18 protein-coding genes are annotated in these 22,381 nt (G+C 38.1%); 5 read left to right on the forward strand and 13 right to left on the reverse strand.

Annotation, left to right across the window (positions count from 1 at the left end; all coding sequences use genetic code 11):
* Positions 1-13 precede the first annotated feature (13 nt).
* From tssA to tssB, 13 genes are read right to left on the reverse strand one after another with little or no spacing between them, the layout of a single operon-like run.
* A complete protein-coding gene (gene tssA / locus C9J51_RS10770; protein WP_045040422.1) occupies positions 14-1,441 on the reverse strand; it encodes a type VI secretion system protein TssA in 1,428 nt (475 codons plus the stop codon).
* Positions 1,442-1,450: 9 nt separating this feature from the next.
* Complete coding sequence (gene vasI / locus C9J51_RS10775) at positions 1,451-2,122, reverse strand: type VI secretion system-associated protein VasI (RefSeq protein ID WP_045038351.1); 672 nt, start codon at positions 2,120-2,122, stop codon at positions 1,451-1,453.
* Complete coding sequence (locus tag C9J51_RS10780; protein WP_045038350.1) at positions 2,119-3,654, reverse strand: sigma-54 interaction domain-containing protein; 1,536 nt, start codon at positions 3,652-3,654, stop codon at positions 2,119-2,121. Before C9J51_RS10780 ends, vasI begins: the two co-directional genes overlap by 4 nt.
* A gap of 5 nt (positions 3,655-3,659) precedes the next feature.
* On the reverse strand, positions 3,660-6,275 hold the full coding sequence (gene tssH / locus C9J51_RS10785) for a type VI secretion system ATPase TssH (protein WP_107275040.1): 2,616 nt from the start codon (positions 6,273-6,275) through the stop codon (positions 3,660-3,662).
* Positions 6,276-6,284: 9 nt separating this feature from the next.
* Positions 6,285-7,079 carry a type IVB secretion system protein IcmH/DotU gene (gene icmH / locus C9J51_RS10790; protein WP_045040421.1) on the reverse strand — a complete coding sequence of 265 codons (795 nt, stop codon included), beginning with the start codon at positions 7,077-7,079 and terminating at the stop codon, positions 6,285-6,287.
* A gap of 5 nt (positions 7,080-7,084) precedes the next feature.
* Positions 7,085-8,419 carry a type VI secretion system baseplate subunit TssK gene (gene tssK / locus C9J51_RS10795; protein ID WP_045038348.1) on the reverse strand — a complete coding sequence of 445 codons (1,335 nt, stop codon included), beginning with the start codon at positions 8,417-8,419 and terminating at the stop codon, positions 7,085-7,087.
* A gap of 1 nt (position 8,420) precedes the next feature.
* Complete coding sequence (gene tssJ, locus C9J51_RS10800) at positions 8,421-8,885, reverse strand: type VI secretion system lipoprotein TssJ (protein WP_045038347.1); 465 nt, start codon at positions 8,883-8,885, stop codon at positions 8,421-8,423.
* Between the two features lie 21 nt (positions 8,886-8,906).
* Positions 8,907-10,280, reverse strand: coding sequence for a type VI secretion system-associated FHA domain protein TagH (gene tagH, locus C9J51_RS10805; protein ID WP_045038346.1), 1,374 nt, complete (start codon positions 10,278-10,280; stop codon positions 8,907-8,909).
* A 13-nt stretch (positions 10,281-10,293) separates the two neighbouring features.
* The gene (gene tssG, locus C9J51_RS10810) at positions 10,294-11,319 is read right to left on the reverse strand and encodes a type VI secretion system baseplate subunit TssG (protein ID WP_045040420.1); all 1,026 of its coding nucleotides are present in this window, start codon (positions 11,317-11,319) and stop codon (positions 10,294-10,296) included.
* Positions 11,283-13,049, reverse strand: coding sequence for a type VI secretion system baseplate subunit TssF (tssF, locus tag C9J51_RS10815; RefSeq protein WP_045040419.1), 1,767 nt, complete (start codon positions 13,047-13,049; stop codon positions 11,283-11,285). The genes tssG and tssF overlap by 37 nt, the downstream gene beginning before the upstream one ends.
* A gap of 2 nt (positions 13,050-13,051) precedes the next feature.
* A complete protein-coding gene (gene tssE, locus C9J51_RS10820; protein ID WP_045038344.1) occupies positions 13,052-13,489 on the reverse strand; it encodes a type VI secretion system baseplate subunit TssE in 438 nt (145 codons plus the stop codon).
* Positions 13,490-13,493: 4 nt separating this feature from the next.
* Positions 13,494-14,966, reverse strand: coding sequence for a type VI secretion system contractile sheath large subunit (gene tssC / locus C9J51_RS10825; RefSeq protein WP_045038343.1), 1,473 nt, complete (start codon positions 14,964-14,966; stop codon positions 13,494-13,496).
* A gap of 38 nt (positions 14,967-15,004) precedes the next feature.
* Complete coding sequence (gene tssB / locus C9J51_RS10830) at positions 15,005-15,502, reverse strand: type VI secretion system contractile sheath small subunit (RefSeq protein ID WP_045038342.1); 498 nt, start codon at positions 15,500-15,502, stop codon at positions 15,005-15,007.
* 477 nt (positions 15,503-15,979) lie between these two features.
* On the opposite strand from tssB, the gene C9J51_RS10835 reads away from it, so the two are divergent.
* The 5 genes from C9J51_RS10835 to C9J51_RS10855 all read left to right on the forward strand — a co-directional run bounded on the left by C9J51_RS10835 (position 15,980) and on the right by C9J51_RS10855 (position 22,336).
* Positions 15,980-16,333, forward strand: a complete 354-nt coding sequence (locus C9J51_RS10835; RefSeq protein WP_045038341.1) for a PAAR domain-containing protein — start codon at positions 15,980-15,982, stop codon at positions 16,331-16,333.
* Between the two features lie 283 nt (positions 16,334-16,616).
* Positions 16,617-17,135, forward strand: a complete 519-nt coding sequence (locus C9J51_RS10840; protein WP_080156474.1) for an Hcp family type VI secretion system effector — start codon at positions 16,617-16,619, stop codon at positions 17,133-17,135.
* 110 nt (positions 17,136-17,245) lie between these two features.
* Positions 17,246-19,288, forward strand: a complete 2,043-nt coding sequence (locus tag C9J51_RS10845; protein ID WP_107275045.1) for a type VI secretion system Vgr family protein — start codon at positions 17,246-17,248, stop codon at positions 19,286-19,288.
* The gene (locus C9J51_RS10850) at positions 19,264-19,848 is read left to right on the forward strand and encodes a DUF4123 domain-containing protein (RefSeq protein WP_164838183.1); all 585 of its coding nucleotides are present in this window, start codon (positions 19,264-19,266) and stop codon (positions 19,846-19,848) included. The genes C9J51_RS10845 and C9J51_RS10850 overlap by 25 nt, the downstream gene beginning before the upstream one ends.
* Before the next feature lie 16 nt (positions 19,849-19,864).
* Positions 19,865-22,336, forward strand: coding sequence for a LysM peptidoglycan-binding domain-containing protein (locus C9J51_RS10855; protein WP_107275052.1), 2,472 nt, complete (start codon positions 19,865-19,867; stop codon positions 22,334-22,336).
* Positions 22,337-22,381 lie beyond the last annotated feature (45 nt).

The following is a 22,381-nucleotide window of genomic DNA, read 5'->3' on the forward strand; positions in this document are numbered from 1 at the left end:
ATTTTCCCTGTGGTTATTCTGCTGCAATATTATTTTCAATTTGTTTAATTAATGCGGGTTCCCATTCTGTAACCGACATTGCATTTACTTGATGATGTAAAGTCTGATATTGCTCTGCTGCCATTGCGGTCAATGAATTAGCCTTCATCACATCGGCTGATAATAACCGCCAATAAAAGGCATCACGTGGTTCTGTCGCTTGTGATAACCCCTCATTAAGCATTTTAAGAGAAGGTGCAATTCCCTCTTCTTGTGCGAGTACAAGTGCTTCATTACGTTTATCATTCCAACAACCGATTTGGTTAACTTCTGCAATATTGAAATCACCGACAGAGGTATCTAACCACGTCAAGGTCGCTTCGCTAATAAATGGAACCCCTCCTTTAAATAAATACGTTTTCAATGCTGGTAATCGCTGCATAAAACGGTGTAATTCATCTTTAATAATTTCTGCCCATGTGTCTTCTTCCAGCGCCATTGCGATGCGGTAACTTAAATAATGCCCATCTAACCAATAAGGCGCTTTAGTTAAGCTTTCTTCCACTCGACGCCACAATTCAATATCAGCTCCACGCTGTAAGCCATCTTCATAATCACTAATACGATCCAATGAAACGGGCATTAACTGCGTTTCTCCATTCATATTGGCATCAGGTAAACTATGAATTGAATACCACATTGCAAAACGACGAATACGGAGACTTAACATCACACCATCACCGCCAAGATCAGAAAGACATTCAACTGCTTTCAGGAGTGATATTTTAAAATTACGATCACTGCTATTATCGATGTCTAAATTAGGTATCGGTACTGATGTTGTGACATTGCTACACGAATCTATAGTTGAGGGGGCTATTACCTTTGGATCATTAACTTTATATGTACTATCGACTTGCGCTAATTTATGGCGCAAACGTGCATTAATATCATCAATAACCTCTATTGGTAACTTCAGCCCTTCAGCATGCAGATAAAGCTCTTGTAACAACGTTGTTAACTCGGTTTTAAGATCAGCATCAAACAAAGTACTGTCTAATTTATCTGTAGCGACATATGTTCGCTGACAAATTTGATTAAAAAACTTTTTACGGTGAACAGCACCACGTTCACCTGGTCTTGGTTGACATTCAAGCCAAAAACACGAGATAAAATCGACCAACACACCAATAGATAAAGTGAAGCGTTCAGGCGTAGGTTTATATTGCAGGCACTGTATTAACACTGTCAGTAATTTGATATCTTTCGATTTTGTTGAGAGTAAATTTACGGCACTCTTTTCAACTTTTTCCCATTGCACTTCACCATGAGCGAGGGAGCCAACTTTCATCATCTGACTATCAATAAAATTCAGCTGAGGATCATCTTTCAAGCGCTCACCAACAGGATTGTCTGTCATTATTGGAGTAAGCAGTTGCTCTCTAAAGCTTGTCATTGACATTTAATACTCCTACCAACGACAAATTTCTCGCATTGGCTTAACAGCCTCAGCAAGATTTTTATTATCAAACTCTACATTATCAATACCGGCTATATCTGAGCGTAATATCAATTGTGGAGCAGAAATCATCGCCTTTATTGCATCAATTGCGGGTATTCCACGGCCTGAACGCAATAAATAACCACTGTCATCACTGATCCAATTTTGCGTCACTACTGGTGATCCAGGAATGGATATAGTGACTCGCCCAGCTTTAATTGGCTGTGGTAATATTAATTGGACACGGCTAATTTTTTCGAAACAAGTCAGCATCAAAATTGGACCCCGAGTCTTAGATTGTGACGAAACATTTGTTGCCGTTGCCGTTAACCACACACTTGATAATTTATTACTTTCATCTTGTTGATTTAAAATAAATCCTTTTTTTGAGCCACGACTTTTTTCACTATTAACGGCACGTATCCAAGATGGCGGATATTGCACAGAATTAAGTCCTGCCAATGTTTTAATGGCCATTGGCGTATCAAAAACTTCATCAAAACACTGCAAACGTTTAAGCTTTGACTCAATATCTCGACACTGATGAGCTTGATCTAGCGTAATTAATAAATCAGGTTGTGCCGATACTAAGCTTGGCAACAAAATCAAGCTTAACGATAATATTATCCTTTTTATTATCATCTATTTTGAATCCCCAACTTTTGGCATTTGTGTGCCAGTGTACGTTTAGGAAGTCCTAAGCTTTCAGCGGCCTTAGCACGATCACCGTTATACTGTTCTAATCGATTACAAATAATGGCTTTTTCGTAAGATTCCAAAGCTGTACGTAAATCATCAATCACAGTAAAATCATTGCCATTAGTAACAAACTTATCTACAGCTATTTTTATGCCCAATGGTAACTTGGTGGTAAAAGCTGATTTTTCAATCAAAACATCACACTGAGTTTGTACACAAGCAAATTCAATTAATGAACGTAATTCACGTACATTTCCCGGGTAATCCAGACTTTTCAATTTATTAAGTGCAGAGGGTGACAAACCTAAAATATTACGTTGCTCACGATCGTTATATTGACGAATGAAATAAGTTGCTAACTCATTAATATCAATCAATCGACTGTTTAAATTTGGTACTAATAGTGGATATTGGTATATACGATAATAAAGATCTTGCCTAAAGCCACCATCATTCACGCTCTGACGTAAATTGACATGAGTTGCTGCAATTAAACGAAAGTTTGATGATTGCTCTTTATTCGATCCCAAAGGTCGATACTGATATGTTTCCAATACTCGCAATAATTTAGCTTGTAAAGCTAAGGGTAACTCACCCATTTCATCTAGAAATAATGAACCACCATCAGCTTGAGCGATCAAGCCTTTACGGCTTATCAATGCGCCTGTAAATGCTCCTTTCTCATAACCAAATAACTCGCTTTCCAGCAAACTTTCAGGTATCGCTGCACAATTAATCGCAACAAACGGCTTATTTCGTCGTGATGACAAACTATGTACAGCCTTCGCTACCAACTCTTTACCTGAGCCAGTTTCACCTTGAATAAGCACCGCGAGATTAGAACTAGCAGCCATTGCTATTTGTTCACGCAATTGCTCCATAACAGTACTACTGCCAATTAGCTTGCATGTCATATCTAACCATGCATCTTTTGCTCGTTGCTGGGCTTTCAAGCGTACAATAGAATCACTCAATTGTTGTTTATGCGAGTCCTGCATTTCCATATCTTTGAGTAACGTCCATTGTGCAACAAATGCATCACTAAACTCGTGCCAATTATCGTCTGTCAACAATCCATTGATAATGTCCTGTTTACCGATCAAGACTTGAATTGCAATAATTTGTTTATGATTATTAAATAATGGGGCAATTAATAAACTACTCGTGGTATCAACCAGTTCAGCTAATTGTTTAAATTCCTTATTTTGTTGCCAATAAACTAACCGCTTATGATCAAGTAAAATCAATGATGCTTGCTGTAAGACGTGAGAAAATGGATGATCAAAATCACTCACATCCCATGTCCAATCTTTATTATCAGCAGCATGTAAAGCTCGACCATCATCTGTCGGATAGACAACATAACTGGCGGTTAACGCTAACTTATTTTTTAATGTATGATTATAAAAGTCAGCCAGCTTTACTCTATCTCTATAACTAATTAGTGCTGATATACAATGAAGCCATTGTTGCATGACAATTACTCCACTTCACCACAGAACTGTCCATTCTCTACGGTCAAACGGATACGAGTGATCGCCTCACGATGAGCAAGTCGGTTCAATAAAGCCAAAGAAACTGGAGGCAACATTTGCCCTTCAATAATCGCTTCTAGCATACGCGCACCGTTTTCAGCACGTGTCGCTCGACGTAAAATCTCTTCAATTAGACAATGATCGATTATTACTTCAGCTTTATAACGAGTTGCCAATAATTTCTCTAATCGTGATAACTTACTGCGAACAATCTGCTTCAATACCTCCTTATCAAGTGGTAGATATGGTACGACTTCCATGCGAGCTAATAATGCGGGCTTAAAAAATGCAGCCAATTCTGGGTACATTTTTTCTTCTAGTAATTCTGGCTGCTCGGCATAATCAACAATAGTTTGATAGCCAAGATTTGAGGTTAAGAAGAACACAATATTCTGGCAATCAATAACACGACCTTCACCATCCGCTAATTCGCCTTTATCAAACGCTTGATAAAACAAATTCAATACTTCGGGGTGTGCTTTTTCAACTTCATCGAGCAATACAATCGAATAAGGCATTTTGCGCATAGCTTCCGTTAATACGCCACCTTCACCGAAACCAACATAACCAGGAGGAGAGCCAATTAAACGAGAGACTGTATGCTTCTCTTGATACTCAGACATATTGATGGTGGTTAAGAATTGTTGACCACCATAGAGTTGCTCTGCCAATTGTATGACAGTTTCTGTTTTACCGACGCCGCTAGGCCCGACTAATAAAAAAGCCCCTTTAGGCCGTCCTGGACGACGAAGATCTGCACGAGCAGTTAACAAATGACGATGAATACCTGCAATCGCAACATCTTGACCTTTAATCGCTTCGCCTAAAATACGAGGTAATTCAGTTATTTTAGTTAATTCATCGGTATTCATCTGATCAACAGGTACTCCTGTCCAATCAGCAATAACTTGAGCAATTTGCGCTGCATCTACTTCTGGATAAATAAGCAATTTATCATGTGGAATTAGCTCAAGTTGAACATAAAGATCTACTAACCTATTTCGTAATTCATCAGCAGATAACTCAGGCTTATCCGTTACTGCTATTAATTCAGGAAAAAGAACCTGTCGACGCGTCTCAATAATATCAGTCACTAGTATTTTCTGTTGTTGCCATGCTTGATACAACGACTCACATTCAGCTTGTTCTGTATTTTCAGTTTCAATCAAAACAGCTAAACGATCTTCATCTATCGATAATCCTAATTGCTGCTCGCGATGGATCATCTTTATTTCTAACTGGCGCTGATAATAACGGCTCTCTATTTCTGAAATACGTCGTGGTGGCGCACTTAAATTAATTGCGATACGCGCACAAGCGGTATCTAACACATCAATCGCTTTATCGGGTAGTTGACGCCCAGACACATAACGAGCTGACAACTCAGCCGCTGCACGTAAAGCATCATCACTAATCAATACATTGTGTGCATTTTCATAAACACTATGAAGACCACGCATAATATCAACAGCTTGCTCTGTTGTTGGCTCATCCAGTTTTACTAATTGAAAACGACGCGTTAATGCAGGATCTTTTTCAAAATACTTCTTATATTCTTTCCATGTGGTCGCCGCAATCGTACAAAGTTCACCACGAGCTAAAGCTGGTTTCAGTAAATTAGCAGCATCACCACCACCTTCTTGATTACCAGCCCCTATCATTGTATGGGCCTCATCAATAAATAAAATGATAGGGGTCGCCGAATGCTTTACCTCATCTAATACTGATTTTAGACGTTTTTCGAATTCACCCTTAACCGAAGCGCCCGCTTGCATTAAACCTAGGTCAAGTGCCCACAATTCTACTTGTTGCAGTGATTCTGGTACTTTTCCTGCTACAATGCGCGAAGCAAGCCCTTCAATAACGGCACTTTTACCAACACCTGCATCACCCACAACAATTGGATTGTTTTTACGACGACGACACAAAATATCAATAATTAAATTAATTTCATTATCACGACAAAGCACAGGATCTAATTTTCCTTGACGAGCTTGTTCAGTGAAATTTGAACAAAAACGAGCAAGAGTACTATTGTCATGACCTAAAACTGCCGTCGCTTTTCCTGACGTCGAATCAATCACAGCGGTCTCAGATGACTCCACGACTAAAGACGCAAATTGTTTACGAAATGATTCACGATTAATATTTTCAAACGCTTTAATTAAATTGAAGGCCAAATAACGATCAGGACGAATTAATGCCGTTAAAAATATAATACCTGAACGTAATTCAACTTCATTCATTTCAGTTGATGCAAGTAACCATGCTTCTTGTAATAACTCCACCAGCAAAGGTGAAAAAGAAGGATAAGTATCGTTACCTATTTCATGTGGCATTGCATCACCACACATTTGCTTAATAATGTCATTATTTAAGCCAGCATGGTTTATTAAAACTCGCACATCAGATAATGGGTTTTCTAAAAGAGAAAATAAAAAATGTTCAAAAGTAACCTCATTACTTTCACGGCTCATACACAATGCTGCCGCTTGTTCTAATGCAAGTTTGGTTTGTGCGTTTAATTTATTAATTAGCACAGGAAGTTCAATTCTGATCACGGTAATATCCTATTGAAGAATGTGATTAAGCTGCGTTAAAACATCGATTGATTTATTATTTAATAAAACTGAATACACAATAAAAATAACTATCCAAGATAAAGAAAATCCAGAAAATATAGTCCAAAGAGGTATTTGCTTGGTTAACTTATATTTTTTAGCAGCCACGTGCTCTGTAGCAAATGTTAAAGCCTGAGGCTCTTTATCTTTTAACCGACGCAAAATTTCATAAAGATTGGCAATAACTTTATCAAAAGCTTCTTTACCGTTATTCATTACCTTATATCTACCTTCAAAACCTAATGTTAGGCAAAGATAGATAAACATAAGTAACTCTTGGTATCGTTCTGGTTCTGCCTCTAGCCGTGAAAGAACAGAAAAAACTTTTTCTCCGCCCCATGTTTCATTATGAAACCGAGTTAACAATGAATGTTCAGCCCAAGCACTATCCGCCCCCCAAGAGGTACTCATTACTGCTTCATCAATAAATGAACATAGAATATAACGATAAGCTAAAATAACAGCATGCTCATGATCGGCTTCGGTTAGCTCAACGTCAATCGCTTTAATTTCTTCAACGGCTTGATGATAAATTGCTTCAATATTATCGCAGCTTCCCAAATGACGAATACGTAAAGCCATACCTAATAACGGTGTCGCTGCATCAATAAATAAATTAATGCTATTACCACGTAGCTGAAACCAAAAATCTTGGTCTTGATTAATATTGTTTACATTATCAAACAACAAATCATCATAGCTACTTTCGCGAATATGGTTAGCTTTCTTCATTACACTATCCATAGTAATTAACTCCTAATCGCCCAAAATTGAAGATCAAGATCAGGGAAATCACCCGCAACATGGAACGCAAAACCACTCGAATTAACAAACATTTCCCATGCTGCACTGGTCTTATCAAGCTGAAAATATGTATAACCAGCATGGTAAGGCAACTGACGCGGGGCAACAGGCAATGGTGATAATGGAACCCCTGGTAACTGCAAAGAAATAAGTTCACGTATTTTCTCAACAGATGCTATTTTTGTTTGTTGCATAAATAGCTTACGCAATTCATCCTGAGGCATACGAGCACGAACCGCCAATATAAATTCTGCATCTGTAACAAGGTTAGTATCTTGAATCGATGCCACCATAAGGCCATATTTACGCTTATGTAATTGGATTGATACCGCACGAGGTTCAAGTACAATACTTAACGCTTGGCGCAACATTGACATAACCGGAATAAATGAGTATTCAGGCATATCATGATCATAACTACCAAACTCTGCTGCCACCCGACTTTCATCAGTAAATGTTGCAAGCTCGCCACAAATAGACGTCAGCTCTTGATATAACACTTCCGGATGAACATTACGCAAATACGCAATATGCTGTAACTTAGGTTGAGTTCGGTTTAACATTTGCAATAACATGAAATCAGCGACATCCGCGACCCCACCTTGGTTTGATAAGCCAATGCGTGACGCAATATTTTTTGCTCGCTCCCGCATTAATCCTGCAATTTCACCAATGAAGCGTTGCAAGCGAGGTACCGCTTTTACATTAAGGTGACAAGGAATGAAATTATCATCTAACATCACACTGCCATCTGGCCGTTTTTCTAAAATACGTGCGATAGCAATAGAAGCATATGCACTACGATCATCTTTACTTAGCATTAACTTAATACTTGTCGAACTAACATCAATCAAACAACTATCACCTTGTATAGATTGAATATCTCTCACTTCTTCGCGCTTCGATTTATACCGCATCATATTAGTAGAATCATTCCAACTTACTTCAGCCAGAGAATCACTACGTAACGGAATAGCTAAATAAATAATTTGATTCGCAAGAGAACTATCAATAATTTCTAATGCATCTGGTAATAAATCTTGCTGCGGAATATTAAACGATGTGCCATCAGGCATAATTCCGACGACTCGTTCTATTGCAATACGACCAAAACTTAAGTATTCCAAATTTAAACTTAATTCTGTTATGCCATATAAATATAAACTAACAGAGTTAAGTCTTTCATCGATCACGCTTTCAAAATAGCGTTGCTGCTGTTGAAAATGTTGAGGCTTTATAAATAGCCCTTCATTCCATATAACTCGGCTTCTAGATGACATATTACTCAACCCTGTCCAACATCACTTGATTATTTTTTATGTAAATAAGTAGATGATAATCTCTACCCAATGTTTTTACTTTTACCGATTTTTTCCAGTCACTATGATCACTATCTGAAAAAAATGCCATTACACCGATATAACGAGTGTTTTCATCTAATTTTATTTTTTCAATAAATTTGAATTTATTGGGTAACAAAACATAATCATAGTCACCAACATAATTACTTTTTAATGCCTTTTTATAATCCAACGCTAATTGATCATAAGATGCCGAATTAAACATTGAATCATCTTCAAGTTCAAAAACTTTTAATTCAACAGAAGATGCTTCTTCATTATTATTTATATTTATAGAATCAGTGGTCACCATACTTATGGTTACGGTGCTAGGTTCTAAAGCTGGATCGTATTTAGAACTACATCCCACTAGAAATAATAACCATATATATATAACAGCATGCATCAAATAAGAGATCTTCACCGTCTATACCTCCTGCTGTTTCTCTCGCAGGTTCTTGTCATAAGACTGATCAAAAATTTCCCAAAATAACTTTTCAAAACCATGTTGACGATTTGATGTTAGTTCTTTGTGGTAACTCTGATACATATCCCAAGCCCATGCTTCAGATGACACATTCATTGTTTGCCCTGGACGGCGATAACGTAAAAAACGACGCATTAAAACTTCAGGTGAAAAGGCTTGTATAATCTGATTTAAGGCATCATTAATCGCAATATGTACCGCTTCGTTATGATCTTTAACAGTACGTAAACTTTCTTCAATCGCAGCAGGAGCGGATAAATGCACTAAGCTACGCTGATTATCAAACATAACCTGTACGGTATCTTCATAAGTCAATCCTAATCGCAGAGGATTATCTTCAATCGGTTGTAGGTTTTTGTTCATTACACCATAGCGACTAGTATTGACCTGTTGGTGAAGTTCAATCAGTCCTTTTACCGCAGCCTGTAATGACGCTCCTATTTCTTCAGAAAGCATTTGCATTTCAGCAAGATTATCACTGTTACTTGTTCGTACACCCAACCCACGAAATAATGGACCTGTTAATAAATGATTTTCGTCATTTATTACGGTAGATTGATTATTGGAGTAAGAAAAGTTCCGACTCATTTCCTCTTCAAGTAAATCCAGCGTGTTATCGTCCATTATCTTATCCTTGTTAATATATGTTGCTGCGGTGAATGACGTTGAATCCTCATATGGATTCGATTTAAAGCCACTCAACGAAATAGCTGAAGTGGGATCACGGTCGGTATCTGCTTGAATTGTCCTATCATGACCAAACCACTGCTGTTGACTATCGAGTAATGATTCGGTCTTCGATTGCGAATGCTGTAGCGCCGATTCAGTCTCTAGATTGCGTCTTAATACATCTAATGCCGTTAAAGGATCATCAATAGACAACTCTTTTTCTTCAACTGTTAAATCTAGCTCTTCACCAAACAAATCAAGATGTTTTGAGTCAGAGATCATATGTTCTATGTCTCTATCCCTGTCACTAAAGGTATTATCTATAGAGACACGAATCATATAAGGACCAAGGGAGATAACATCATTTTCATTTAATCGAGCATGTTTATCCCAACCAATAGCCATTCGAGCGTCATTAATATACGTTTGGTTAGAAACATCTGTTATACAAAAATATCCATCTATTAATGAGATACGACAATGAGTAGACTCTAACCTTCCTTTACGATCTGTAAGGCACCAGTCACTTGACGAGCTTGAACCAATCGTTCCACCGTCAGCAATAAACTCTTTTGTTGCAGATAAACCTGGTTCTAAATACTGTGTATTAGTGATTTTTAATTTCAGTAGTGTTTGTTCAGCCATGCGTTTATCCTTTTTACTGACGAACTTGAATACAAACGTTACGATCTTTATCAACTTGACCTAAAAAAGAGGACCAACCTAGCGACATTGTTGAATTTTTCCCTAACTTTAATAATGGCACTTCGTCTTCTTTGAGTTCTAACTCCAAATCAAATGCCATCTGCTCACGAAGAATGAATTCAACTAGCTTACAAAATGATTGATATTCTTTACCCGAAGGCAAAAAATCGTTAAATCGTTTTTGAGTCAACCCTTTAATTTCAATAACAAATTTACCAGTGCAATCTCGAACTGTTGAACCGATGATCGTACTTTCACCTAACGCACTGTTTGCCATACCGAGACACATACGCTGATGAGAAGGAATCACCACACTACGCTCTTCCCACTGCCGAATAGAAACATCCTCTAAATCAAAACAATGTGAAATAATCCCAGCAACAACTTGAGGAGATCGACTTCTGCCGGCTAATGTACCTGCATAAGACAGCATCTTTCCCCAGTTAATAGCCGTTTCACCACGTAATTCATCATCAGCAAGACCAACAAAAGCAAATAATTGTGATGAAAATCCGTCACTTGCATTTTCTTGAAAACGAATGTAATAGCGGTATTTACGCCAAATACGATAAACCAACGCCAATAACCGATTATTAAAAAAATCAAGAAAATGACGACGTACACCGGTTTCACTTTCTGTCGCTATTTGTTCAAGTAAAAACCCAGGCAGAGGCGATTGCGCACCATTTAGTCCAAAAAAATTAGTTTCAATACAAAAGCCGCCTTGCTCTAATAACTCTAATTTTGAAATATCGCTAGCCGCAAACCCTAAACTCGGATTAGCTTTAAACAATAAACGACAATTAGTTTCCCAACCTTCACTATCAGGATCTTGATCCGCTAAACGTTGTAATAACTCAACTAATTGATAAAAATCATAAGAGCGAGCTTGTTGTTGTAATATCGCTACTTTTTCTGATGTTAAATCGATATCATCAAACATTAAATCAAGGGTTGTAGACCCACTTGCGTTCCCCATGAATACTGTTCCTGATTCACACTATTAATCACAATAAGCTCATGAAATGAATTTATGCTGGCATATAAGGAAAAAAATCGGCTCAATACACTGCCAAATAAATACAAATCACCTTCAGAACTGAAAGCCTCTTGATTAAGCTCTAACTCAGATTGTAAACCCCTGACAGGTAACCCTTTGATAATTCTATCTATTGGTTTAGATGTTATTTTTACAATTCCATCAAGACGTTGTTTTGAAACACGCTCAGCTTGTCGATCAACAAGTGCTCTAAAATCATATGCACGTAACACAGAACACAATGCATCTTTCGATAATAATGAAAGATAATTAAGTGATAAATTAGAAATCAACGTCCACAATAAACTGCCATCTAAAGTCGGCCTTAAAGGTTGCGTTGGCTCCGTAATATTAAAAAAAGTCGCAAACGATGGTGAACTATTGGTCGGAACACAAATATCCCCCAAACCTAATTCCAACGGTAACTGTCTATTAGTACAAGTTAGTTGTAATGAGATAGCTTCACTAAATCCGATCCCTTGAGTTTCATCACCACGCACAAACGAAATATAATGATCAAAACCATTATTACGCATACTGTCTTTAACTCTGGCACGATAATAAAGAGCTAAGCGATGACGAGAACGCTCAATTTCATGCTGAAAGCTTTCAAAAGCGGTATAAACTCGTTTTTGACCTCGCACTCGCGACTCATGTGCTTCTTGTCTACCTTGTACATGATCAATACTAAATATCTCAAAATGTGCAGGAAAACGACTTGACGGTATGATCTTATATTCAGAACGTTTTCCCGTAAGATCGATAGGATCAGCATCGTGAGCAAATAAATTAATGACGGGTGTACAAAATAATTTAAAACATTCGTCACGAACACGAACATCCGTAGGCAATGTCTTTGAAAATACAAACCGAATATGGAACACCTTCCCCATATCTGAAGTAATAAAGCGATCTAGATTTTCTACATCACCAAATAAAAACGCATCAGGAAACGTTAAATATTCTTGTAAAATTCGATAACCTTCATACACATTCTTTGGATATGGCATCACCGCATCAGCACTATCAAAACCACGGCTTCTAAAATGTGATGCCGGAATAGAAAACTGCTTATCGCCACAGATTAATTCAATATGTGATAAATAATGATTCAGCCATAAATAAAGCATCTGTGCACTGTAATGCTGACCACCAAGAAAAAACTGCAATGTTTTAAGATTAATATCAGCTAAACTTTGCTCACCTAACACATTTAATTGCAAATCAATAGTCGATGATTCGCGACTATGTGTCGTCATCACATCAGTAAGCTTTAATGGATAAATATCTATATCCCGACACGTTTTAAATCGACATACAGTTTCAGCCACAGGTCCACTATCAACATCAGTATTGGCTTTAATTATTTGACGAACACTGATCGCTTTTTCGATCGGTAAAAACTGAACAATACTAAAACTAGGTACTGGCCGTAAATAATTGGGCCATAGCATATTAATAATCGAGTGTGTTAACTCTGGAAATTCATCCTCGACCTTTTCCCGTAAGCGAGCTGTTAAAAAAGCAAATCCTTCTAATAACCGTTCAACATCTGGATCTGTATTTTTCCCTTGCAAAAAACGGGATAGCTGGGGATGCACTTCTGTAAAAGCTCCCCCTTGCTCTTTTAAAAAAGCCAGTTCATCTCTAAAGTATTTTTCTTGTGACAAAGTCAAATTACTCGGTATTTACGACAGTTATCCAATAGCAAATCAATACGTACTGATTCATGCAGCGCACTAGAATTTATGCTTGCTGTGATATGGAAAAAAATATTTAACGGACTTCCATTATCAGGTACATATCGGATATCAATCTGTTTTAATCGCGGCTCATAACACTCAAGACAACGCTGAATGGCTGATTTAATCTGAAATGCTAAATCATGTGTTCCCAATGCTGCATCATTAAAATCAATCAAACCTAACTGTGGCGCACTCATTGCTTCACCAAGTCGGCTGTTAAGCAATTGCGCCACATTTCGTTTAATTGAATCTAATATTTGCTTCGTGTCAGGAGCTTTCGTCATTGTCATTTGAGGTGCATCAGTCTCTAATCGTTCAAAGAGACTGACACCATAAGCCCTATCTGCTAGCTCAATATAAGACATTCAGTTATTCTTGATCTAAACGACCAACCAGCGATAACTCAAAATTTGCTCCCATATATTTAAAGTGAGGCCGTACAGATAATGCAACTTGGTACCAACCGGGATCGCCTTCAACATCGAGTACTTCAATTTTTGCCGCACGTAATGGGCGACGGCTACGAACATCAGCCGGTGGATTTTCTTGATCGGCAACAAATTGCTTGATCCAAGTATTCAATTCACGCTCAAGATCTTGACGCTCTTTCCAAGAACCAATTTGTTCACGTTGCAGCACTTTTACATAATGTGCGAGACGGTTAATGATCATCGTATAAGGTAGTTGAGTACCTAACTTAAAGTTCATTTCAGCTTCACGTCCCTCTTTTGTATTTGGGAACGCTTTTGGTTTTTGAATTGAATTAGCAGAGAAAAATGCAGCATTATCACTACCTTTACGCATAGTTAATGCAATGAAGCCTTCTTCCGCTAGTTCAAACTCTTTACGATCACTGATCAATACTTCTGTTGGGATCTTAGCTTGCAGCTCACCTAAAGATTCATATAAATGAACAGGAAGATTTTCTACTGCACCGCCACTTTGAGGACCAATAATATTTGGACACCAACGGTACTGGGCAAAGCTATCAGTTAAACGAGAAGCCAATGCAAATGATGTATTACCCCATAAATAATTATCATGGGAATCACTAACATTTTCACGGTAGTTAAATGTTTTTGCTGGGTTATTATTAGGATCATATGGTGTACGTAACAAAAAACGAGGAGCGGTTAGTGCGAGATAACGCGCATCGTCAGAATCACGTAATTGGCGCCACTTAATATAACGAGGACTATCAAATGTTGCTTTTAAGTCTTTAATATTTGGTAATTCTTCGAAAGATTCGATACCAAAAAACTCAGGTGCAACACCTGAAATAAAAGGAGCATGGGCCATAGCACCAACAGCACCCACATATTGTAATAATTTAATATCTGGAGATGATGGAGTAAAAGCATAGTTACCGATGATTGCACCAACAGGCTCACCACCAAATTGACCATAACCAGAAGAATATACATGCTTGTATAAACCAGATTGAGCGGTTTCTGGCGCAAACTCAAAGTCGTCTAGTAATTCTTCTTTGGTTACATTTAATAATTCAATCTTGTTATTTTCACGGAAATCAGTACGGTCAACGAGCATTTTCACACCACGCCACGCAGATTCAATTTTCTGAACTGACTCGTTATGCAAAATCTCATCCATTTGAGCACTGATTTTACTATCAAGTTCAACGAGCATTTGATCAACAAGCGCTTTATTAACTTGATCAACACCATACTCGCTACCTAATAGATTTTCTATAAAAGCAGCAACGCCTTTCTTTGCAATATCGTAGCCATCATCACTCGGTACCATACGAGTTTGAAGCATAATTTCATCAAGTAAACTACTTTGAGTTGCACTTGATGATTCAACAGTTTTTTGTACAGACATTTATCGATCCCTTAAAAGAATGTTAGCAACAGAAAGGATTACTTTTCTGCTTCTCCACTGACAATTTTCAGCTCACCTAATAACTTTTCACGAGACTCTTGAGACTCAATAAGTTCTTGAAGTCGAGAACGAAATGCTGGAATATTTCCAAGTGGACCTTTTAAAGCAACTAATGCTTCTCTTAACTCAATTAATTTTTTTAATTCAGGGACTTGCTGACTAATTGCATCAGGGGAAAAATCATCTAATCCTTTAATAGAAAGTGAAATAGATAAATCGGAATCATCATCAGATAATTTATTTTTAACGGCTGTCGTCAGCATTAAACTACTTTCACGCATAACTGATTCAAAATTATTTTTATCAATTGAGACCGTTTTACGATCTTCAATTGCAGTATCTTCAGCATGACCTTTGAATTCACCAATCACTAACGTTTTTAATGGCAATTCAACTTCCGATTGTGTCTCACCAGAATGAGGAACATATTTAATATTAATACGCTCTTTTGGTGCTACGCTGCCTTCTTTCGACATATTTTTTCCCTGTTATATTTATTTTTCAAATCAAACTTAGCCATTTGAAATTGCATGATAATAACCTTATGTGCATAAGGAATGAGTGGATTAGACATCTAATATCATAATGATTCAAGTATCAGTTAGAATAAATACATTCGAAATATGAATATAAAAAAATCAAAAAAAACGCATTTAAATCAAATATCATTTATTTTACATAATGTTAAAGAAAATTCCCCACAGGCTTACCTCATTAACACCCTCTACAGCCAAAATTACTCAACATATTGATTTTAAAAAGATAAAAAAAAGTAAAAAACAAAATCACTAGAGCAAGATCACAAAAATGAATTTACATCAAAATAATATTTAATACCCACAAGCCATAACAAATTGCAACATTGAAAAATATCATTGCTAAGTGGGCAAATTATTGCCCCTATTTTTAATGTGTTACGATAATTATCTTTATAACTTAGGAACAGTAATTAAATGAATGATGTCATCACATTAGGCAGTAAAACATCAACGGGTGGAGCGGTAATATCAGGTAACTCAAATGTCATGATAAATGGGCAGCCAATTGCACTCGTTGGCGATACCGCAACCTGTATGTGTGGTCAAAAAAATTGCAAAGGCCAGGGCCCAATAGTGGCTCAATCACCTCGAGCAGCCAATGTTAATGGCGTTAATTTTGCTCGCGTCGGTGATCTTGTCAATACAGGGTGCGGTAGTTGTTTTCTTACTCCAAGCTCACATGCTGTTAGTCTTAGTACCAACACAGCTAAACCAGCAAATATGGGAAACAGCATCAAAATAGGAAATAACGTGCACATTAATGGCTAAATTAGATATTGCTCTCATCTATCACTATCAATGGCTTCGAACAGTGTTGATAGTGACTTTTTTATACTTTCAAATATTTGGTTCATTTAAATGAGCAATAACTTGCCTAACGAGCAAGTTATTGCCCACCTCAAGCAACTTCTTGCCCAGAAAAAATCAAAACACTGCAATATTTAAATTAAAACAATGTAAAACAATCAGTTAAAAAATAAAAACAACATGGCACACTTAATGCTTATACATCAGATATTCAATTTGTTTTTTAGCATATAAGGACATTACAATGCCAACTCCATGTTATATCTCTATCCAAGGTCGTACTCAGGGCAACATCACCGCAGATGCATTCACTGCTAATTCTGTTGGTAACATTTACGTTGAAGGCCATGAAGACCAAATGCTGGTGCAAGAATTTAAGCATACCGTAACCGTGCCAACTGACCCACAGTCAGGTCAACCTGCTGGTCAACGTGTTCATAAACCTTTTAAATTTACTGTGGCATTAAACAAATCTGTTCCGTTGATGTACAACGCATTGGCATCAGGTGAAATGCTGCCAACGGTTGAACTTAAGTGGTACCGCACCTCTGTTGAAGGTAAGCAAGAGCATTACTTCACAACGACGTTAACCGATGCAACGATTGTAAATATCGACAATCAAATGCCACATTGCCAAGATTCAACCAAAGCTGATTTCACTCAACTTATTGAAATCTCAATGGCTTACCGCAAAATTAATTGGGATCACACAGTTTCTGGCACATCGGGTGCTGATGACTGGCGCGCACCGTTAGAAGCGTAAGTATCACATAACTATTGCCCGCACTGTTATCCAGTGCGGGCTTTTAGCGTTTATGTCTTTGCTAAGGCATTTTTTGATCGCTTTAGCACAGGCTTAATTGAGGCAATATCATGGCACAACAAACAGGATTACAATTTACCTTTACCGTTGAAGGGCTTGACGCGTCAACATTTGCTGTGACTGAATTTAAAGGTAACGATACGTTGTCTTTGCCTTTTTCTTTTACGATCGATTTAGCCAGCCGCAACTCAAGTTTAACGCCGCTTGAAACCATTGATCGCAATGCAAAATTGACGGTTTGGCAGCACGGTGAATTACAACAGCAATGGCATGGTATTGTGCGCCAATTTTCTCAAGGCGATACCGGCCACAGCCATACAATCTATCAAGTTGAATTTGTGCCACCTTTGGCGCGGTTAGCCTTGCGTCAAAATAGCCGTATTTTCCAAACACAAACGGTGCCTGAAATTATCTCTATCTTGCTGCAAGAAATGGGGATTAATGATTATAGTTTTGCAATCAGCCGCCAATTGGTACAACGTGAATATTGCGTACAATACCGTGAAAGTGATTTAGCCTTTATCGAGAGAATTGCCGCAGAAAAAGGGATTTTTTATTACTTCAATCACGACAATAACAAAAACACCCTCATTTTTAGTGATGATACTCAACATGCTGTCAGTCTCGTTGAGCCTCTGGTTTACAACAGCCGCAGTGGTGGTAGCAGTAACGTGCCTTTTATTCGAACTTTTGCGCGTAACACTCAAATTTGCTCATCATCCGCTCAGCTAAAAGACTACAGCTTTAAAAAGCCGGCTTATAGTTTTTTGCAAACATCAGCAGCTAAAGAAGCAGATTATCAACAAGCCACGTATGAGCACTATGATTACCCAGGTCGTTATAAAGATGATGCCAGTGGTAAGCCCTTTGTGCAGTTTCGAATTGAATCACTTCGACGCGATGCCCAAACCGCGAATGCTAAAAGTAATGTGCCCACTATTCTTCCCGGCGTAAAGTTTACGCTGCAAGAGCATGATGATGACAGTTGTAACCGTGACTGGTTGATCATTGCCGTCACCCATGTTGGTACTCAACCCCAAGCATTAGAAGAAGCCGGCGGCAAAGGCGCAACAACCTATAATAATGAGTTTGTTGTCATTGCCGCTCATCGTCCTTGGCGTCCGCCGTTTAATGCCAAACCCACCGTTGATGGCCCACAAATCGCGATGGTTGTTGGGCCTGAGGGTGAAGAAATTTATTGTGATGAATTTGGGCGAGTCAAACTTCAATTTCCTTGGGATCGTTACAGTAACAACGATGATAACGCCAGCTGTTGGGTGCGAGTTTCACAAGGTTGGGCGGGTAGCCAATATGGTATGGTTGCCCTGCCTCGTGTAGGCCATGAAGTCATTGTCAGTTTTTTAGAAGGTGATCCTGATCAACCGATCATCACAGGCCGTACTTATCACGCCACCAATCAGCCTCCTTATGAATTACCTGCTCATAAGACCCGCACTGTTTTACGCACTGAAACCCACCAAGGTGATGGCTATAACGAACTGCGTTTTGAAGACCAAGCTGGCAAAGAAGAAATCTACGTTCGAGCTCAAAAAGATGTCAATGTCTTAGTTGAAAATGACCGTACCGATAATATCAAACATGACTTACACCTTGATGTAGAAAATGAACGCTTTAGCCATATCAAAGTGAATGATCATTTAACGGTTGATGGTGAAAGCCGCCAGCATGTTAAAGGTGACTCTACCCTCACCGTTGATGGCAACCTACACATGAAACAAGGTAAAGCCTTATTACTCAATGCGGGTAATGAAGTGCACTTAAAAGCAGGCAGTAAAATTGTCATTGAAGCCGGTGCGGAGTTAACCCTTAAAGCAGGCGGTAGCTTTATCAAAATTGATGCATCTGGTGTATCAATATCAGGAGCTGCAATTAACCTCAATTCAGGTGGTAGTGCAGGCAGTGGCTCCGGCTATGCGGGTATTTCACCATTATTACCCGGAGCGGTTGAAGCGGCTGTGGCATTAGCACCCGCCTCTTTAATTAACTACTCAGCAGTACTTCAAAGTGGAGCTTTATTTGTAGAGTTATGTACATGTGGAGGTGGTGCATGTCCGATTCATTCTCCAAAGTAATGGAGCTAAATTCATTCACACCAATAGAACTGAATTATTATCAATACGCAATTATTGAACCGCAACTATGCCCTGACATCTTTAAGTGGTGCTATACCTACGCAATAGATAATCCTATATTTAACAAAATTTTTGAAGAATCACCATTTCAATCTATTGCTGATGGGCCAATCCTTCTTCAATTAACTGATATGAATCCTGATTTTTATCAATTGATATATGACAACTCAAAGCACTCACCCATCGGTTGTTTTTTAACATCATCATTGACTATGAATGAATTGCTTCAACAAATTAGAGGTCGTCTAACCGCGAATACCTCTTATGGCGAAGCTTTATTTCGTTTCTACGAACCTCGTGTTCTTAATGCATTAATTACAGTATTAAACGAAGAAGAAAAAAGAAACATTTTTTCCGGTATCAATGACTTGCTTTGGTGGAATAAAGGTTGGAAACACTTCTCTCCTCCGCAGCATCAGGAAGGTAGATTACGCCCTCAGTTTCAGTGGGTTGTCAGCGTTCAACAGATTGATAATATTAATAAATTTCTAGCATCCTAACAGGTATTATTTTCTTATGACAAACATATACACCGTTAAGCCAAATGACACTCTGTTAGGTATTGCTATCAAAAACAATATTAGCCTTGTTGAGCTTTTGGAGATAAACCCTCAATATCAACCGAATCCAGATCTGATAAACATCAACGATAGTATTACCTTACCGAATCAGGAAAAACCAAGCTTAATAGAACTAAAGCCTGTTGAACCTGTAAATATGAATCGACCAACAGAAGGTGGATGTGCTATTGCAAGACCTACCTGTAAAGGGATAGAAGTGTGCGATGTTGTATTCAAAACAGGAAATAAAACGACAGATTACTTTTTGTTGGATAAGCATGCTCAAGAATTACTTGAAGAAGAGATTTCATATACTCAACAACTGATTGATGGATATGAGCAAATATTGCAAAAAGCGCCTGAAAACAATGCAAATCAAGATTCTGCCGCTGTTGCTGAGCATAAAGCCATGCGACAAAAATGGTATGACATGGCTATATCTTCAGGTGCTCTGCCCGTTAAGACGCAAACTGAAGCACAACCAACGTCTGAAGACGATCCTTTTGTAAATACAATAGGCATCAAGCGCAGTGATATTAATAAGAACACGGCACAAGCAAAAATAAATGAACTAGAAGAAAGAAAAAAAATCATAAAGACGGTTATTACTTTTGAACCGACAGAGATAACACTCGTTGATGCTTTAATCTCAGAGATCAATACAGAACTGAAGCGGCAAGAATACTATATAAAAGCAGTGGCTAGTACTGATGAATCTTCAGTAAAACAAGGTATTAATCCAAAAAACTTCACATCAAAAGATGTAGCACTAACGAATAAAAAACAAGGGATTATTGAAATCTTTATCGTTTCACAAAATAAATTGGTTTACATACGCCAAGATTTTATGGCACGAGAAAAACCTTTTTGGCGTCATTCAGAAAACCATACCCACTTGAATCAAGCTGTCTCTAGCGGCAATTGGAAAGAAATGGGTAAGGCAATATCATCAGATATTACAAATGGCATGACAGATGGTATTAAGAACACTATTGACGGCCAATTCGAAGGTAAAATAATAGGCTGGCAAGTCCCTGGTTATAAGCTCAAAGAATGGAAAGCAAATAAAGAATTTAAAGATGCCAACGGCGAAACGGTTTATGCCGTCAATGCGGAAGCGCAATTACTAAGATTTGCAGCACAAGCCAGTGTGAAAGGTGATTTTAATCTTAAACAAGCTAAATTTGATCTCGGCTTTGCAGCTGAGTCTTCCGCTTCATTAGCGGAAGGTGCGGTTACATTTAATAGTTACTTCCCACATGAAAAAGGTTACTCCGCACTCATTACTTATACTGATGCTAATGGTAAGTCTGCCTTATACCCTCTTGGTCACTTTAGATGTAGCGCAACGTTAACATTAAGTTGTTTAGTGACCGCTATGGTTAATGGTAAAGCAATGCTGACTAATACGGCTGAGAAAAGTGCGGGAACGGGAGTTATTTTCTCACCTCACCCTACGATGGCAGTAAAACCTTCAGGGCAAATAGGTGTTAGTGCCGAAGGATTCGCTGGCGCTCAAGCTGGCGGACAATTAAAAGGATCCGTGGAATGGTTAACACCTCAAAAGACGGGTACTACTGATTTTTCAGCTTTAGTTGAAATCAAAGCTGAGGGCAATGTAGCGTTCGGGCTTGGTGCTGGGGTTGATTTTCAGCTTCGTTTTGATCCGGAAAGTGGTAAATTTGAGTGTCATTGTTGTGCGCGTTTAGTATGGGGACCTGGAGCTTCCGGCGGTTTTGGCACCTCGATTGACTTTTCACAATTATTTGAATTAACAAAAATTATTTGGGAAGCCATAGATACCATTGGTTGCCGTGTCATAAAAAACATAGATAGCCACTCCTATAATTATTTATATCAGGCCGCCTATAGCGCTTTTACAAATATAAATTTAAAGACAATTGAGGAGAATATTAAAGCAGGAACTATAAGTATTAGACAATGGTGGGAAGATCGTCTATTAATGATAAGCGATGAAATATTCATCTCAGATGAAGCTAAACGTTTAACAGAACGGATTTTAGATAGAGAGCGCAAAGTGTTGAGTGGTGTCAGTTTAAAAGTTCTTCCCCCTGAAACGGTAGGAATGATGCTCAATACCTTGGTGCATACATATTGGTTAAATTTTGAAGAGTCACAAGAAAAAGCAATTTATTTGTTATTAGGAGGCGCTGTTCGCTCTTGGCGTAAGTTTGTTGAGGTGTTAGCACATATGAATGAAATAGGAGAAAAACAAAACTCAGACATTGCACTTATAACTAACCTACAGCGAATAAACAATATTTTAGATTTCTCACAACAAAGAGAGTTTAATCAATGGATCGCTCAGTTAGCGAGCTTAAATTATTTAGAAAATATGGGTATGGTACCTAAAACACCATTTACTATCTCCAGTCCACAACGAAAATTCAAACGTAATAATTTATAATCATAATACAGCGTTGCCGACAATAATAACCAAGGGTTATTGTCG

The sequence above is a fragment of the Photobacterium iliopiscarium genome, assembly GCF_003026395.1.
GTDB lineage: Bacteria > Pseudomonadota > Gammaproteobacteria > Enterobacterales > Vibrionaceae > Photobacterium > Photobacterium iliopiscarium.

What these genes read in the sequence shown, in the direction of transcription:
- tssC (WP_045038343.1), bottom strand. Translation starts at nt 14,966, where the DNA reads ATGTCTGTACAAAAAACTGTTGAATCATCAAGTGCAACTCAAAGTAGT.
- icmH (WP_045040421.1), bottom strand. Translation starts at nt 7,079, where the DNA reads ATGGATAGTGTAATGAAGAAAGCTAACCATATTCGCGAAAGTAGCTAT.
- C9J51_RS10850 (WP_164838183.1), top strand. Translation starts at nt 19,264, where the DNA reads ATGTCCGATTCATTCTCCAAAGTAATGGAGCTAAATTCATTCACACCA.
- tssG (WP_045040420.1), bottom strand. Translation starts at nt 11,319, where the DNA reads ATGGGGAACGCAAGTGGGTCTACAACCCTTGATTTAATGTTTGATGAT.
- C9J51_RS10855 (WP_107275052.1), top strand. Translation starts at nt 19,865, where the DNA reads ATGACAAACATATACACCGTTAAGCCAAATGACACTCTGTTAGGTATT.
- C9J51_RS10835 (WP_045038341.1), top strand. Translation starts at nt 15,980, where the DNA reads ATGAATGATGTCATCACATTAGGCAGTAAAACATCAACGGGTGGAGCG.
- tssJ (WP_045038347.1), bottom strand. Translation starts at nt 8,885, where the DNA reads ATGCATGCTGTTATATATATATGGTTATTATTTCTAGTGGGATGTAGT.
- tssE (WP_045038344.1), bottom strand. Translation starts at nt 13,489, where the DNA reads ATGTCTTATATTGAGCTAGCAGATAGGGCTTATGGTGTCAGTCTCTTT.
- tssB (WP_045038342.1), bottom strand. Translation starts at nt 15,502, where the DNA reads ATGTCGAAAGAAGGCAGCGTAGCACCAAAAGAGCGTATTAATATTAAA.
- vasI (WP_045038351.1), bottom strand. Translation starts at nt 2,122, where the DNA reads ATGATAATAAAAAGGATAATATTATCGTTAAGCTTGATTTTGTTGCCA.
- C9J51_RS10840 (WP_080156474.1), top strand. Translation starts at nt 16,617, where the DNA reads ATGCCAACTCCATGTTATATCTCTATCCAAGGTCGTACTCAGGGCAAC.
- C9J51_RS10780 (WP_045038350.1), bottom strand. Translation starts at nt 3,654, where the DNA reads ATGCAACAATGGCTTCATTGTATATCAGCACTAATTAGTTATAGAGAT.
- tssK (WP_045038348.1), bottom strand. Translation starts at nt 8,419, where the DNA reads ATGTCATCTAGAAGCCGAGTTATATGGAATGAAGGGCTATTTATAAAG.
- C9J51_RS10845 (WP_107275045.1), top strand. Translation starts at nt 17,246, where the DNA reads ATGGCACAACAAACAGGATTACAATTTACCTTTACCGTTGAAGGGCTT.
- tagH (WP_045038346.1), bottom strand. Translation starts at nt 10,280, where the DNA reads ATGGCTGAACAAACACTACTGAAATTAAAAATCACTAATACACAGTAT.
- tssA (WP_045040422.1), bottom strand. Translation starts at nt 1,441, where the DNA reads ATGTCAATGACAAGCTTTAGAGAGCAACTGCTTACTCCAATAATGACA.